The organism is Pseudomonas donghuensis (assembly GCF_000696345.2).
Lineage (GTDB): Bacteria > Pseudomonadota > Gammaproteobacteria > Pseudomonadales > Pseudomonadaceae > Aquipseudomonas > Aquipseudomonas donghuensis.
In genome coordinates, this window is record NZ_CP071706.1 from 4,684,104 (window position 1) to 4,699,250 (window position 15,147).

12 protein-coding genes and 2 pseudogenes are annotated in these 15,147 nt (G+C 61.3%); 8 read left to right on the top strand and 6 right to left on the bottom strand.

The window, feature by feature from the left end; translation table 11 throughout:
• Window positions 1–152: 152 nt before the first annotated feature.
• Entirely contained in the window at window positions 153–1,499 is a 1,347-nt protein-coding gene (pcaK, locus tag BV82_RS21730) for a 4-hydroxybenzoate transporter PcaK (RefSeq protein WP_010220875.1), read from the bottom strand.
• A 277-nt stretch (window positions 1,500–1,776) separates the two neighbouring features.
• On the bottom strand, window positions 1,777–2,652 hold the full coding sequence (gene pcaR / locus BV82_RS21735; RefSeq protein ID WP_174242307.1) for a pca regulon transcriptional regulator PcaR: 876 nt from the start codon (window positions 2,650–2,652) through the stop codon (window positions 1,777–1,779).
• 599 nt (window positions 2,653–3,251) lie between these two features.
• On the opposite strand from pcaR, the gene BV82_RS21740 reads away from it, so the two are divergent.
• A complete protein-coding gene (locus BV82_RS21740; RefSeq protein ID WP_010220873.1) occupies window positions 3,252–3,452 on the top strand; it encodes a hypothetical protein in 201 nt (66 codons plus the stop codon).
• A gap of 341 nt (window positions 3,453–3,793) precedes the next feature.
• On the top strand, window positions 3,794–5,266 hold the full coding sequence (locus BV82_RS21745) for an inorganic phosphate transporter (protein ID WP_010220872.1): 1,473 nt from the start codon (window positions 3,794–3,796) through the stop codon (window positions 5,264–5,266).
• Window positions 5,267–5,320: 54 nt separating this feature from the next.
• Here BV82_RS21745 and BV82_RS21750 read toward each other — a convergent pair whose 3' ends face one another.
• Window positions 5,321–6,799 (bottom strand): helicase HerA-like domain-containing protein, encoded by a 1,479-nt coding sequence (locus BV82_RS21750; RefSeq protein WP_036996737.1) that lies wholly within the window; start codon window positions 6,797–6,799, stop codon window positions 5,321–5,323.
• Window positions 6,800–7,111: 312 nt separating this feature from the next.
• Here BV82_RS21750 and BV82_RS26795 point away from each other — a divergent pair.
• The 5 genes and pseudogenes from BV82_RS26795 to BV82_RS21770 form a co-directional block, all read left to right on the top strand.
• Window positions 7,112–7,990: pseudogene (locus tag BV82_RS26795) on the top strand (HAMP domain-containing protein); the annotation flags it as partial.
• 261 nt (window positions 7,991–8,251) lie between these two features.
• Window positions 8,252–8,848, top strand: a pseudogene (locus BV82_RS26800) (methyl-accepting chemotaxis protein); the annotation flags it as partial.
• A 195-nt stretch (window positions 8,849–9,043) separates the two neighbouring features.
• Entirely contained in the window at window positions 9,044–10,165 is a 1,122-nt protein-coding gene (locus BV82_RS21760; protein WP_036996739.1) for an N-acetylglucosaminyl phosphatidylglycerol synthase, read from the top strand.
• Complete coding sequence (locus BV82_RS21765) at window positions 10,158–10,919, top strand: N-acetylglucosaminyl phosphatidylglycerol deacetylase (RefSeq protein ID WP_036996740.1); 762 nt, start codon at window positions 10,158–10,160, stop codon at window positions 10,917–10,919. The genes BV82_RS21760 and BV82_RS21765 overlap by 8 nt, the downstream gene beginning before the upstream one ends.
• A complete protein-coding gene (locus BV82_RS21770) occupies window positions 10,916–11,920 on the top strand; it encodes a glucosaminyl phosphatidylglycerol flippase (protein ID WP_010220865.1) in 1,005 nt (334 codons plus the stop codon). The genes BV82_RS21765 and BV82_RS21770 overlap by 4 nt, the downstream gene beginning before the upstream one ends.
• Here BV82_RS21770 and BV82_RS21775 read toward each other — a convergent pair.
• Together BV82_RS21775 and purU are read right to left on the bottom strand one after the other, a co-directional pair.
• Entirely contained in the window at window positions 11,895–12,068 is a 174-nt protein-coding gene (locus tag BV82_RS21775; protein WP_162835467.1) for a hypothetical protein, read from the bottom strand. The genes BV82_RS21770 and BV82_RS21775 overlap by 26 nt on opposite strands.
• Before the next feature lie 23 nt (window positions 12,069–12,091).
• The gene (gene purU / locus BV82_RS21780; protein WP_036996741.1) at window positions 12,092–12,943 is read right to left on the bottom strand and encodes a formyltetrahydrofolate deformylase; all 852 of its coding nucleotides are present in this window, start codon (window positions 12,941–12,943) and stop codon (window positions 12,092–12,094) included.
• A 314-nt stretch (window positions 12,944–13,257) separates the two neighbouring features.
• Here purU and mvaT point away from each other — a divergent pair, with 314 nt between their 5' ends.
• On the top strand, window positions 13,258–13,635 hold the full coding sequence (mvaT, locus tag BV82_RS21785) for a histone-like nucleoid-structuring protein MvaT (protein ID WP_010220862.1): 378 nt from the start codon (window positions 13,258–13,260) through the stop codon (window positions 13,633–13,635).
• 76 nt (window positions 13,636–13,711) lie between these two features.
• Here mvaT and sbcB read toward each other — a convergent pair whose 3' ends face one another.
• Entirely contained in the window at window positions 13,712–15,142 is a 1,431-nt protein-coding gene (sbcB, locus tag BV82_RS21790; RefSeq protein ID WP_036996743.1) for an exodeoxyribonuclease I, read from the bottom strand.
• Window positions 15,143–15,147: the final 5 nt, after the last annotated feature.

The window sequence follows — 15,147 nt, forward strand, 5'->3', positions numbered from 1 at the left end:
CTGAGTCGGGGTCGGTTTCAAGACGCCTTGGGCGGCGCCGGGTGTGGGTTCAGATTAAGGTGGGCCTGGGGGCGGTTCAATCCGATAATCGACTAATCGTTCGATTATCGAACCGATTGTTATCTTGCTAAGAACCCTGGTGGGAGCCGATATCAGGTGGCATCGGCATGGCTGACCATGCCCTTGATGATCACCGCCGTGGTGGCCAGCGCGGCCGGGATCACCAGTGCAGTCAGCACCTGCTCGAAGTTCCAGCCCAGGCCCAGCAGCGTCGCGCCCATCCACGCCCCAAGGATCGCCCCGAAGCGGCCGATACCGAGCATCCACGACACACCGGTGGCGCGCCCCTGAGTGGGGTAGAAACGCGCTGCCAGCGATGGCATCGCCGATTGCGCACCGTTGACGCACATACCGGCAACCAGCACCAGGGTCGCCAGTACGGTGATGTTGCCCAGGCTTTGCCCTACCGCGTAGGCAAACACCCCGGCCAGCAGATAGAACGTGCCGATAACTTTGTGCGGGTTGTAGCGGTCCATGGCCCAGCCCACGCCCACGGCACTGAGCACACCACCAAACTGGAACAGCGCCCCGATAAAGGCGGCCTGCTCCATGCTCGCGCCACTGTCACGCATCAGCGTTGGCAGCCAGCTGGTCAGCAGGTAGACAATCACCAGGCCCATGAAATAGGTCAGCCACAGCAGCAGGGTGCCGGTGCTGTAGGTACCGGAGAAGATCACCGCAAACACGTTGCGGGCTTTTACCGTCTTCTGCTCCGGCACACTGAAGCTCGACGCCTGGCCGACGATGGCCGGCTCGATCGGGGAGAGCGTCTTGCGCACCTTGTCGGTGCCCCGGTTGCGGACCACCAGGTAGCGCGCCGACTCCGGCAGCCAGAACACCAGCACGACGGCCAGCACCAACGGCAACAGGCCGCCGATCAGCAGCAGGCTGTGCCAGCCAAACGCCGGAATCAGCTTGGCGGAAATGAAACCGCCACCGGCCATGCCCAGGTTGAAGCCACAGAACATGCTGGTTACCAGCAGTGACTTGTGCCGCTCCGGGGTGTACTCGGACAGCAGGGTCGTGGCATTGGGCATGCCCGCCCCCAGGCCCAACCCGGTCAGAAAGCGCAGCACCAGCAACTGGTCAACGTTGCTGCTGTAGGCCGAAGCCAGGCTGAAGGCGCCAAACAGCACCACCGCCCCCACCAGTACCACCTTGCGCCCGAAGCGGTCGGCCAGCGGCCCGGAACCCAGCGCCCCGAAGACCATGCCGATCAGCGCGGCACTCATCACCGGCCCCAGGCTGGCCCGGTCGATGCCCCAATCCTGGGACAGGGCCGGGGCGATAAAACCCATGGCGGCGGTGTCGAGGCCGTCGAGGAAGACAATCAGGAAGCACAGGATCACCACCCGCCACTGGTAGCGTGACAACGGTTGGCTATTGATAAAGGACTGCACATCAAGGCAGTTTCCGACAGCAGCTTGAGGACTATTCATTATTTTTATCCAGAAGAAGCGCGCGAGTGTGCGGGTGCGCGCATGAACGGCACAGGCGAACAGGAACAGGTTCGGAAAACTGGATCAGCTGCCGCGCAGTCCAGCGTAGGACAGGTGCAAGCCGTGCGGGGACAGGAAGTCGGTCATGGGGCGTTTGCCTCTCACTCATTATTATGGGCGGTCAAGGCAGGCTGACCGCTGCGAGGGACATTAATAAGCAGGCGGGCGCGGCGCAATTCGATAAACGCATCTCTGTGCGTTTATCGAACAGGAACGTTCAGGCGAACAGTTGCGCGCTGAGGTCGCGGCTGGCGGCGAGCATGATCGGCAGAAAGCGCTGCTCAAGCTCGGTGCGACTGACCCGCCCGGCATGGGTGCTGACGTTGAGCGCCGCCAGCACCTGGCCGGAGGCGTCATAGACCGGCACGGCGATCGAGCGCAAGCCTTGCTCGAGCTCCTGATCGACCACGCACCAGCCTTGCTGGCGAACCAGTTGCAGGCATTCGAGCAGGGCCACCGGGTCGTGAATGGTGCGGCTGGTCTTGGCCTGCAGGTCGGCATGCTCCAGGTATTCGTGCAGGGTCGCGTCGTCCAGCGCCGCCAGCAGGATGCGACCCATGGAGGTGCAATAGGCCGGCAGCCGTCCGCCAACCGACAGGTCGACCGAAATCAAGCGCTGCACGGTGGCGGAACGGGCGATGTAGAGAATGTCGTCGCCTTCCAGGGTGGCCATGTTGCAGGCCTCATGCAACTGATCGCTCATGCGGTCCAGATACGGCTGTGCCGACACCGCCAGGGGTGTCGACGACAGATAGGCATGGCCAAGGGTCAGCACCTTGGGCAGCAACGAATAAGTGCGCCCGTCGGTAGTGGCGTAGCCCAGCTTGATCAAGGTATGCAGGCAACGGCGCACCGCTGCCCGGGGAATTTCCGTGCGATGGCTGATCTGCGCGATGGTCAGGTGGCGCTTGCGCTCCTGGAAGGCTTGCACCACTGCCAGGCCCCGGGCCAGTGAGGTCATGAAGTCGGGGTCGCCGGTGAAGGCCTGGATACGCTTGGCCGGCGAGGCGACGATGGGCGGCGCCAGGGACGCAAACGAGCTACGCACGTTGTCGTTCAATCCTGGCCCTTTGGGCGTGGTTTCTTCTGTCATGGCTAGCCTCGGCAACACGGTCACTAGGGCGATTATCGAACCATCGACCGATAATCGCAATTGACCGCTACCCTCAATTGCTTATACCTTTCTACCGCCACCATGTGGCTTCTTGGAGAGACTGGTCAGGTACCCACCGTAGAAGCCCCAGGCACGGCCTTGCCCACGAAGCGAGGCCGTTTTTCTTCCCTCCGTACAATGCGGGGCTTTGTAGCCGGCGAACTTTTTCTTTACCCTCGGCTCGAATTTAATACTCGGACGTCTGACTACATTCATAACGTGGTAACAAAGCGGGTGCTCTTATCAACCCTAGCGCGTGCTACTGTCAGACAAACTGCTTGCTATAATAAAACTTCGTATCCCTGCCCTCGGGCAGGGATAGTGCGGATCCAATCCGCGTCTGCCCAGGTAGACACAACTGGATTGTTGCAAGTGCCACTCACGTGAATAGCCGTTGTTCACATTCGCTTGCATCATCACAACCTACTGTTGCTGCGACAGTTATGCCGCTCTGGCAGCGTAGCCGTGTGCATGTTGCGCCCCGCGCACTATTTGCCCACGTAATCGCCAGGGTTTATATCCACACTACAGGTAGTACTGTGACCAAAGATGAACTGCGCGCGGAACTAGAGCGCCAGGAACAACGTTACAAGGACGTCTATGGCGGTGAAGTGACCACTTATGCCGCGCAACCCGACCCGGAACGCAAACCCTGGCGAAAACGCGCAAGCGTGCTTGACCAGGCCTTTGCTCAGGAGCTGGAAAAAATCGAGAAAGAACTCAAGGACCAGGCGCCCTGAGCCGCAGTTACAGGCGACTGGAACATGCCGCTCAACGGCGTGCCGAGGCGCTTTTACCTGACCGTAATGCAACGGATTTTTGCGCTTGCATGCGCATGCCGTAACGGAATTTCACAAATTTCATACAGTCGTTTGATTTCTTTCTGACAGAACAGAACGTTCTCAAATATCTAATTTTTCTCGATTTTTTCGAATTTTAGCCGACGTTAAGCGAAACATCGCCGACTCAACGGGTCAGGCACGGGGGTAGAAAAGTCGTCGAGCGGTCAGCAGCAGGGGCATCGATTACCGGGGATTTCTGGCATAATCGCGCCCCCTTATGACCGGGTCAGAATTCCTTCATGATCGATTTATTCAGCGGACTTGATGCCTGGGTACTGGTGAGCTTGCTGCTCGCTCTGACCTTCGTACTCGCCTTCGAGTTCATCAATGGCTTTCATGACACCGCTAACGCGGTAGCTACAGTCATCTATACCAAAGCCATGCCGCCGCACCTGGCCGTGTTCTTCTCCGGCGTGTTCAACTTCCTCGGCGTTCTATTGGGCGGTGTCGGCGTGGCATATGCCATCGTTCACCTGCTGCCGGTCGAACTGCTGATCAACGTGAACACCGGCCACGGCCTGGCGATGGTCTTCTCTCTATTGGCCGCCGCCATCACCTGGAACCTGGGCACCTGGTACTTCGGGATCCCGGCGTCCAGCTCGCACACGCTGATCGGCTCGATCCTCGGCGTGGGCCTGGCCAACGCCCTGCTCAACGACATTCCGTTGGGTGACGGGGTCAACTGGCAGAAGGCAATCGACATCGCCATGTCCCTGGTACTGTCGCCCATGGCCGGCTTTGCTGTGGCGGCCCTGGTGCTGATCGGCCTTAAATGGTGGCGCCCGCTGTCGAAGATGCACAAGACCCCGGAACAGCGCCGCAAGCTTGACGACAAGAAGCACCCACCGTTCTGGAACCGCCTGGTGCTGGTCATTTCGGCCATGGGCGTCAGCTTCGTGCACGGCTCCAACGACGGCCAGAAGGGTATCGGCCTGATCATGCTGGTGCTGATCGGTATCGTCCCGGCCCAGTTCGTTCTCGACCTGAACAGCACCACCTACCAGATCGAGCGGACCCGCGACGCCACTCTGCACCTGAGCCAGTTCTACCAGCGCAACGAAGCGACCCTGGGTGAATTCCTGGCCCTGGGCAAAGCCAAAGATGGCGACCTGCCGGAGCAGTTCAGCTGCAACCCGCAGCAGACCGAGCCGACCATCAAGGCCCTGCAGCAATCGCTCAACGGCGTAGCCGACTACCACTCGCTGTCGGCGGAAAAACGCGTCGAAGTCCGTCGCTACCTGCTCTGTCTGGACGACACCGCGAAGAAGGTCGGCAAGTTGCCGGGCCTGCAAGCGCGCGAGAAGGCCGACCTGGAAAAACTGCGTAAAGACCTGACCGCCACCACCGAATATGCCCCGTTCTGGGTCATCCTCGCGGTCGCCCTGGCCCTGGGCCTGGGTACCATGGTCGGCTGGAAGCGCGTGGTGCTGACCATCGGCGAGAAGATCGGCAAGCAGGGCATGACCTACGCCCAGGGCATGTCGGCACAGATCACCGCAGCCTGCGCCATCGGCATGGCCAACATCTTCAGCCTGCCGGTTTCGACCACCCACGTGTTGTCGTCGGGTGTAGCCGGGACCATGGTGGCGAACAAGAGCGGCCTGCAAAGCGGCACCGTCAAGACCATCCTGCTGGCCTGGGTCCTGACCCTGCCAGCCTCGATGGGCCTGGCGGCTGGATTGTTCTGGCTGGCGACCAAAGCCATCGGCTAAGACACCCGCACAAAAAAAGGCGCCCCAAGGGCGCCTTTTTTATACCTGGCAGAATCAGCGGCGCTTGCTGCTACCAAGCAACGAGCCCATCAGGCCACGCACCAGTTGGCGCCCGAACTGGTTGGCCGCCTGGCGTACCGCCGACTTGATCGCCTGCCCCGCCGCGCTCTGGAGGAACTCACCGGCCTTGTCGGCAAAGCTCTCCTCAGCCGCTGCCGGCGCTTGTTCAGGCTCGGCCGCGCCGCCTTTACGGGCGTTGAGCATTTCATAGGCCGACTCACGGTCCACCGGTTTGTCATAGCGCCCGGCCAGTGGCGACGCGGCAATCAGCGCCGCCCGCTCAGCAGCGCTCAGCGGCCCGATACGCGACTGCGGCGGCGCGATCAGCACGCGCTGGACCATGCCCGGCGTGCCCTTTTCCTGCAGGGTTCCGACCAACGCCTCACCGATGCCCAGTTCGGTCAGCACACTCAGGGTGTCGAACTGCGGGTTAGGACGAAAGCCATCGGCCACGGCCTTGAGGGACTTTTGCTCCTTGGCAGTGAACGCTCGCAGGCCATGCTGGACCCGCAGGCCCAACTGCGCCAGGACATCATCGGGCAGATCGCTCGGCGACTGGGTGACGAAGTACACCCCTACGCCCTTGGAACGAATCAGCCGCACCACCTGTTCCAGACGGTCCTGCAGGGCCTTGGGCGTACCATTGAACAGCAGGTGCGCTTCATCGAAAAACAACGCCAGCAACGGTTTGTCGGCATCGCCGCGCTCGGGCAATTGCTCGAACAGCTCGGCCAGCAGCCAGAGCAGGAAGGTCGCATAGACCTTGGGCGCCTCATGCACCAGGCGGCTGGCATCGAGCAGGTGAATACGCCCGCGGCCATCGGCATCCGGTTGCAGGATGTCTTCCAGCTGCAAGGCGGGCTCGCCGAACAACGCCTCGGCGCCCTGCTGCTCCAGGGTTGCCAAGCGCCGCAACAGGGCCTGGCTGGAACCTGTGGTCATCAGCGCACTGTCTTCACCGAGTAGCTGCGGGTTGTCCTTCAAATGTGCCAGCAGCGCCTTGAGGTCCTTGATGTCCAGCAGCAACAGGCCGTCGCGGTCGGCAACCTTGAACGCGGCATACAGCGCCGCCTGCTGGCTGTCGGTCAGTTCCAGCAGGTTGCCCAGGAGCAACGGGCCCATTTCACTGAGGGTGGTACGCAATGGATGACCGGACTGACCGTGAATGTCCCACAAGCTGACCGGATACGCCTGAGGCCGGTGCCCCAGCCAGGGCATGCCGGCAATGCGCTCGGCCACCTTGCCTTGCGGGTTGCCTACTGCGCCCAGGCCGCACAAGTCGCCTTTGACGTCGGCGGCAAACACCGCTACGCCCGCGTCACTGAAGGCTTCAGCCATATGTTGCAGGGTCACGGTCTTGCCGGTACCGGTGGCCCCGGCCACCAGGCCGTGGCGGTTGGCCAGGCGCATGGCCTGGGCCACCGGCTGTCCGGCAAGGTCGGCGCCGAGCACGAATTGCGAAGAGTCAGGCATGTTTTTTCACCCTCTGTTTAAAGCTTTGGCTGGAAACGGCCGATATTAAATGGCGACAGACCACCAGAAGACAGGAATAGCCCGACAAGGAATTGGGACCTGCACTGCTTTCACGCTGTTCTTTGTGCGAACGACCCGGACAACAAGACCTTAGCGGACCGACACGTTATGAACAAAAGCCTCCGATTCAGCCACAAGATCCTATTGGCCGCCTCACTGATCGTCATGATCGCCTTTACCCTGTTTACCTTGTACAACGATTTCTTGCAGCGTAATGCCATTCGCGAGGATCTGGAAAACTATCTTGAGGAAATGGGCGAAACCACTTCGACCAATATCAAGAACCTGTTTGACGGTCGTATTCTGCTGGTACAAAACGTTGCACAAAACATTGCCGCGTTTCCCGAGGCTGACAAGATCGGCACCCTGCTCGGCCAACAGGCATTGGTCTCAAGTTTCCTGACAATTTACCTGGGTGACGTCAACGGCGGGTTCACCATTCGCCCGCAAACCAAGATGCCGGATGGCTACGACCCTCGCGTGCGCCCCTGGTACAAGGACGGCATGGCGGCCAACGGGCCGATCCTGACCGAACCTTATATTGATGTCAGCACCGGCAAGATGGTCATCTCGGTGGTGGCGACCGCTGCGCGCAATGTCGGCGTGGTCGGTGGCGACCTGGCCCTGGACGGCCTGACCGAAATCATCAACTCGCTGAACTTCGGCGGCATGGGCTATGCGTTCTTGATCAACGATCAGGGCAAGATCCTCGTGCACCCGGACAAGAACCTGGTGATGAAGTCGCTGTCGGACCTGTTCCCGCAGAACACCCCGCGCATCAGCAAGGAACCGAGCGAAGTCCAGCTCGATGGCAAGACCCGGATCCTCAGCTTCGCCCCGGTCAAGGGCCTGCCTTCGGCCAACTGGTACATCGGCCTGTCGGTAGACAAGGACGAGGCCTACTCGATGCTGAGCGAGTTCCGCACCTCTGCGGTGATTGCAACCCTGGTGGCGGTAGTCATCATCATTGCCCTGCTCGGCCTGTTGATCCGTGTGCTGATGCAACCGCTGCACACCATGACCCGCGCCATGGAAGACATCGCCGAAGGTGAAGGCGACCTGACCAAACGCCTGGCCATTCACAACCACGACGAATTCGGCATCCTCGGTACCGCCTTCAACCGCTTCGTCGAGCGTATTCATGGCTCGATCCGCGAAGTGTCCTCGGCCACCGAACAGGTCAACGAAGTAGCCTTGCGGGTGGTCAGCGCCTCCAACTCATCGATGGTCAACTCCGACGAGCAGTCCAACCGCACCAACAGCGTCGCTGCGGCGATCAACCAGTTGGGTGCCGCCGCCCAGGAAATCGCCCACAACGCCGCGCAAGCCTCGCAACAGGCAAGCTCGGCACGCCACCTGGCCGAAGAAGGCCAGCAAGTGGTCGATCGCAGCATCCAGGCGATGAACCGCCTGTCGGACCTGATCTGCACCTCCAGCGCCCACATCGAGACGCTCAACAGCAAGACCGTGAACATCGGTCAGATCCTCGAAGTGATCACCAGCATCTCGCAACAGACCAACCTGCTGGCGCTCAACGCGGCTATCGAGGCGGCACGGGCCGGTGAAGCCGGGCGCGGGTTTGCCGTGGTCGCCGATGAAGTACGCAACCTGGCGCACCGCACCCAGGAATCGGCGCAACAGGTGCAGAACATGATCGAGGAGCTGCAGGTCGGTGCCCGCGAGTCGGTCGACACCATGGGCCAGAGCCAGCGCCACAGCCAGGACAGCGTCGAGATCGCCAACCAGGCCGGCGAGCGCCTGGGCAGCGTGACCCTGCGCATCGGCGAGATCGACGGCATGAACCAGTCGGTGGCCACCGCTACCGAGGAACAGACGGCCGTGGTCGATTCGATCAACATGGACATCAATGAAATCAACATGCTCAACCAGGAAGGGGTCGAGAACCTGCAGTCGACCCTGCGCGCCTGCGCCGACCTGGAGCAGCAGGCCAGCCGCCTGAAACAACTGGTGGGCAGCTTCCGTATCTGAACTTGAGCGGCAAGCTTGAAGCGGCAAGAAGAAGCGGTGCCATGTGCGCTCTGCTTTTTCTTGCCGCTTGCAGCTTGTAGCTGACCGCTGCTGAACCCAGTCGAACAAACTATCCTTCATAGAGGTCAACCTTAGGGCGCGTCTCCAGCGGCGAAAAGCTGCCTGGCGACACACTTTGGAGACGATCTCGGAGGGATGCTGATCGTGCACATCGCGGACATCACCATGTTCTACGCCCCTGCCAGCGGCGGCGTACGAACCTATCTTGATGCCAAACACCGCCGTCTGGGCCTTACCCCCGGCGTCCGTCACAGCCTGTTGATCCCCGGCGCCAGTGCCAGTCACGACAACGGCATCTACAAGGTGCCGGCACCGGCCCTGCCGTTTGGCAACGGCTACCGCTTTCCTCTGCGCCTGGCGCCCTGGCGCAATATCCTGCAGGATCTTCAGCCCAATCTGATCGAAGTCGGCGACCCTTACCTGACCGCCTGGGCGGCGCTGGATGCCCGCCGCCAGCTCGATGTGCCGGTGATCGGCTTCTACCACTCCGACCTGCCGCTGCTGGTCAGCAACCGCATGGGCAACTGGTTCACGCCAAACGTCGAGGCCTATGTCAGCAAGCTCTATGGCAACTTCGACCGGGTCCTGGCGCCGAGCCAGGTGATGGCCAACAAGCTGCGCGGCCTGGGTATCGATAATGTTCATGTGCAGCGCCTGGGCGTCGACCTGGCGACCTTCAACCCGCAGAACCGCGACCTGTCGTTGCGCCAGCAACTGGGTATCGCCGATTCCACGCGGCTGCTGGTATTCGCCGGCCGCGGCTCGCGGGAGAAGAACCTGCCGGTGCTGCTCGACTGCATGAAACGCCTGGGCAAGCACTATCATCTGCTGCTGGTCGGTTCGCATATGCCGACCCATGTGCCGGCCAATGTCAGTGTCATCGATCACTTCTGCCCGGCCAGCGAAGTCGCCCGCCTGCTGGCCAGCGCCGATGCCTTGCTGCACGCCGGCGACCAGGAAACCTTCGGCCTGGTGATCCTCGAAGCCATGGCCAGCGCCATCCCGGTCATAGCCGTGGCCGCCGGGGCCTTCAGCGAAATCGTCAACGACCAGTGCGGCCGCCTGTGTACACCCAACGATGGCCAGGCCATGGCCCGCACGGTCAGGGAGGTGTTCGAAGCCGGTGCCCGGCAGATGGGCCTGCAGGCGCGTGCCCATGTCGAGCAATATTACGCTTGGGACACTGTGGTCAATGGCTTGCTGGAGCATTACCGGGCAGTGCTGGGCCACCCGATGCCGGTGCGCATCCATGCCTGAGCACACCGATCGACCAAGCCTGCTGCTGGTGCTGCATGATGTTGCGCCGCAAACCTGGCCTGACTACCAGCCCTTCGTCGAAGCGGTGGATGCCCTGGGCGATATCCCCATGACCTGGCTGGTGGTGCCGGACTTTCACAAGCGCAACGCCCTGGAGCAGGCGCCCGGCTTTCGCCTGATGCTCGAACGGCGCCTGCAGCGTGGCGACGAGATGGCACTGCATGGCTATTTTCACCTTGATGACAGCCCGCCGCCGCGTTCGCCACGGGACTACTTCATGCGCCGGATCTACACCCGGGAAGGTGAGTTCTACAGCCTTGACCAGGCCCAGGCCCGCGAGCGCCTGGAAGCCGGCATCGCGCTGTTCCAGCGTTATGCCTGGCCGCTGTCAGGTTTCGTCGCCCCGGCCTGGCTGATGAGCGACGGCACCCGTCAGGCACTGTGCAGCCTGCCATTGAGTTACACCAGCGATCCACAGCACCTCTACCGACTACCCGACTTCACCCCGCTCCCGGCGCCTGGTCTGGTCTGGAGTGCCCGCAGCAGCTGGCGGCGCGGCCTGTCGAAAGTGCTCTGCGATGTACGTGAAGCGCGCCTGGGCAATGCCCCGGTCATACGCCTGGGCCTGCACCCGGTGGACATGCGCCATGGCTTGTCCCGCCGTTACTGGCTACAGACCTTGAAACGCCTGCTGCGCCAGGGCCGCGAGCCGATGACCAAGTCCGCCTGGCTGGCCAGCAGGCACGGCCGGTGAACCGCCTGCTCTGGCTGCTCCTGGCGCTGATCATGGCAGTGCTGGTGCCGACCTTGCTGGGCGGCAGCGAACTGGTGCCGCGTCTGCGTGGCTTCGCGCCACCGTTGCTGCTTGGCCTGTTCGCGATGATCGTGCTGTGCTGGATCATCAATGCCATCCGCCTGCGTTTGCTGCTCGGCAGCCAGGGCGCGGCGCTGGGGCGCTTGCGCAGCCTGGGGGTGATCATGGCCACTGAATTTGCCATTTGCACCACGCCTGGCGGCAGCGGCGGGCCGCTGGCCCTGATGGCCTTGCTGGCCCGCGAGCGCATTGGCCCTGCGCGCAGCAGCGCGGCGTTCGCCGCCGACCAGCTCAACGACTTGCTGTTCTTTTTCTGCGCCATGCTGGGGATCGCCGGCTACGCGCTGTTCCACAGCCTCAACCGCAGCCTGGAAGGCATGTTGCTCGCCAGTGCGCTATTGATGTTCACAGCCTGCGGCGCTTTGCTCGGGCTGATGTGCTACCGCCGCACGCTGCTGCGCCTCAATGGCCGGCTGCTGCGCAGGCTCAAGGTGCCCGCCCAGAGACGCCGGCGCTGGACGCGCAAGCTGCTGCACTTCTTTCGTGCCTTCGGCGACACCTGGCGCCTGCCCAAACGCACCCTGGCGCTGGTGTTTGCCCTGACTTGCGTGCATTGGGGATTACGTTACAGCGTGCTGTACCTGGCGCTGCGCGGGCTGGGCGTCGACTTGCAGTGGATACCGAGCTTTCTGGTGCAGATGCTGTCGCTCAGCGCGGGGCAGTTCAGCCTGCTGCCGGGGGGCGCGGGGGCCGCCGAGATGACCTCGGCCGCGTTGCTTTCACCGTTGGTGGGGACCTCCACGGCGGCGGCGGCAATCCTGATCTGGCGGTTGGTGACCTATTACTTCTATCTGCTCGCCGGTGGCCCGGTGTTTCTCTGCCTGTTGGGCCGGCCGCTGCTGGAGCGCTTGCGGCTCAGCCAGGCGCGGGGTCGTCGCTAGCCGGCTTGAGCTGCTCCCAGAGCTCGGCGGCACCCGGAAAATCGGTGCCATCGTCGCTGTCCAGCGCATCCGGGTCGTAGCGGCTCAGGCAGCCCTCGCCGAGGGTTGGCGGGGCCTTGGAGGTTGCCTTGTCGAGGGGATCGGCCATGGAGCAACCTCCTGCACTGACGCTTAGTTGAACACCACGGTCTTGTTGCCGTGCACCAGCACGCGGTCTTCCAGGTGGTAGCGCAGGCCACGGGCCAGGACCATCTTCTCGACATCACGGCCGAAGCGGACCATGTCTTCGATGCTGTCGCTATGGCTGACACGGACCACGTCCTGCTCGATGATCGGGCCGGCATCGAGTTCTTCGGTGACGTAGTGGCAGGTAGCGCCGATCAGCTTGACCCCACGCAGCGAAGCCTGGTGGTACGGCTTGGCGCCGACAAACGATGGCAGGAAGCTGTGGTGGATGTTGATCACCTGCTGAGCGTACTCCTGGCACAGCTGTGGCGGCAGGATCTGCATGTAGCGCGCCAGCACCACGACATCGGCACCGTGCGCCTTGACCAGGCGCGAGACCTCGGCAAAAGCCGGTTGTTTGTCCTGCGGGTCGACCGGGACATGGAAGAACGGGATGCCGTGCCACTCGACCATGCTGCGCAGGTCGTCATGGTTGGAGATCACGCAGGGAATGTCGCAGTCGAGCTCTTTGGCGTGCCAGCGGTGCAGCAGGTCGGCCAGGCAATGGGACTCACGGCTGGCCATCAGCACCACACGCTTCTTCTGGTCGGTATCGGTGATACGCCAGACCATCGAGAACTCTTCGGCGATCGGTGCGAAGGCTTCGCGGAACGCCTCGATGCCAAACGGCAGGGTCTCGGCGCGGATTTCGTGACGCATGAAGAACCAGCCGCTCTGCTCATCGGAGTGATGGTTGGCTTCGTTGATCCAGCCGTTGTAGGACGCCAGGAAATTACTGACTTTGGCGACAATGCCAACGCGGTCGGGGCAGGCAATCACCAGCCGGTAGGTGCGCATGAAGTGGACTCCAGAAACTTTCGCAAAGGCGCACATTCTAGCGAGTGCCCGGCAAAACTGCAGTACTCATTGCTGGCGGCCCGCCGACTGACCCGCCGTCGCTGCAGGCGGCCGGCGCCGGCGCAGCACCGGGCACAGATTTAAGTTAACTTTTGAAGCAGCGTATTAGTTTGTAAATTTTTCTTAACCTAATCTATCGCCGTGATTAACAACTCCTTGAGCTAATTGCCTGTTTTAATGTTTACTTGGCGAGGACGTCTGATTATTATTGCCGCACTGTCTCTCAGAAAACCTTCATTTCCAAGGAACGCCTCATGTCCCTGATCAACGAATATCGCGCCACCGAAGAAGCCATCAAAGAACTGCAGGCGCGTTTGCAGAACCTGTCGCAAGACGACAAGCTGAAAACCGAGCTTGAGTTCGAAGGCAAACTGCGCGCACTGATGGGCGAATATTCGAAGTCCCTGCGTGACATCATTGCGCTGCTGGATCCAGAAGCCAAACTGAGCAAAGCCCCACGCGGCGCAGTAAAAACCACCGGCACCAAGCGTGCGCGCAAGGTCAAGCAATACAAAAACCCGCACAACGGCGAAGTCATCGAAACCAAAGGCGGCAACCACAAAACCCTGAAAGAATGGAAAGCCAAATGGGGTGGCGATGTGGTTGAAGGCTGGGCAACCCTGCTGGGTTAATTGGCCCGCTGGTAACCTTGTGTTACTCGCTAAAAAAACGCCAGCTTAGCTGGCGTTTTTTATTTTCAACGATTGCTTACATTCCCAATTGCAACTTCAATGCCTGCACATGGCTGCGCCACTGACCAAGCAGCGCCTGCTGCTGGGCATCGGCCTCTGCCCAACAGTCCTGCAAGGCCCGCTCGAAATCACCGAGGGTATTGGGTGCCCCCATCAACGGATCACTCAGGCGTTGCTGGCAAAAGGTCTGCCAGCGCTGGCGCTCCTCGGCATTCAAGGTTTCGTTGAAATTACGCGCACGATAGCGAAACAACAGTTCCGGTAAACGTTCATCATCAAACATCCACTGGCCCTGCCCCAACTGCTGTGGATCGACACTGCGCACTTGCTCGCATAACCGACGATCACGGTCGCCAAGAAAGCCATCATACAACTGCTGTTCCGGATCTTCGCTGGGGGCAAACTCCTCGGCGCTGTAGATTACTGGCAATTTGTCTTGCCATTGCCCTGCCGTGGCAATCAGGCTGGCAGCGCGCGCCTGATAAACAGACATATCCAGTTCCAGCCGCTGCTGATCTTCCCCACGCAATACACTTAAGGGGGCGACTACCGGGCAGCGATTGATGTGGATTAATTTCAGCGGTACCGGCAATTGTCCGTCAGGCATTTCCTCGCGACGTGTGTATAAACGCTGACGCAGTGAATCAGCATCCTCATCGATCAAGGGCTGCGCATCCAGATGCAGGTCACAGACGATCAAGGCATTGCGATTACGCGGATGCCAGGCCAGGGGTAATACCACCCCCAGATAATTACGTGCCGCCGAAAAACGACCGGAAATATGCACCAGCGGCTGTAACAATCGAATCTGGTCGAGGACTTTCTGCTTGCTGCGCAGTTGAAACAACCAGTCATAGAGCTTGGGTTGTTTCTGTCGGATCAATCGCGCAAGTGCAATTGTCGCGCGCACGTCCGACAACGCTTCGTGTGCCTGACCATGGTCGATGCCGTTGGCGGCGGTGAGCAACTCCAGGCGCAAACTGGTGCGCCCGTCCTGTTGCGGCCATTCAATCCCGTCCGGGCGCAGAGCATAGGCGGCGCGGACGATGTCGATCAGGTCCCAGCGGCTGTTGCCGCCCTGCCACTCGCGGGCGTAAGGATCAAAGAAGTTGCGATACAGGCTGTAACGAGTGACTTCATCATCGAAGCGCAGGCTGTTGTAGCCGGCGCCACAGGTGCCCGGACGTGCCAGTTCGGCATGTACCCGGGTCATGAACTCGGCTTCGCTCAAGCCCTGGCTGGCCAGTTGCTGCGGGGTGATGCCGGTGACCAGGCAAGCCTTGGGGTGCGGCAGGATGTCGTCGCTGGGCTGGCAATAGAAGTTGATCGGCGCCTCGATCTCATTGAGCTCGAGGTCGGTGCGCACCCCGGCAACCTGCAAGGGCCGGTCGTTGCGCGGGTTGATGCCGGTGGTTTCGTAGTCGTGCCAGAAAATGCTGGAGCTCACGGGGT